Annotated in this window: 1 pseudogene; it reads right to left on the reverse strand. The window is 42.6% G+C overall.

Going from position 1 to position 484, the window contains the following annotated elements:
* Nucleotides 1–129: 129 nt before the first annotated feature.
* Nucleotides 130–484: pseudogene (locus KP705_RS17245) on the reverse strand (hypothetical protein); the annotation flags it as partial.

Here is a 484-nt window from a genome sequence, read left to right on the forward strand (position 1 = left end):
CAAAAAATTCATCTAAATTTTCATCATGTAATTACGTAAGATATTTCCAAATTTTCATAGTTTCTAAGTCGTTTGAATGAGAAATTATAAATGTATTTTGGCATGCAATATGGAATCGTTCGTTAGTTTTCATAATTTTCCTCCTTCTATAACTTCAAGATTAAATCCCGGCTTTGGTATTGTAGAAAGTTCTTCTTGTGTAGCACGACTACCTACTTCAGCAACGTGGCGGTTCATGTAGTAGCGGACAAGACCCGGCCCTCGCATACCGGCTACCTTTTCGCGCTCGGAGAAAATCGCACCGAACTTCACCAGTTCATTCATGATGGCTGTAACTTCGTTGACCCGAATTCCGACTTTTTCGGCGATTTCTTCGCGGGTTAGCATGATCTGTCCGGTATGTGGGAACAGGTGGTCGAACAAGAGCGTCCAGACGTCCACGGCCTTCATTGGACGTTTACTGTTCTTCATTAGCCACAAGGTG

It is taken from the genome of Gluconobacter sp. P1D12_c (assembly GCF_018812105.1).
Lineage (GTDB): Bacteria > Pseudomonadota > Alphaproteobacteria > Acetobacterales > Acetobacteraceae > Gluconobacter > Gluconobacter oxydans_A.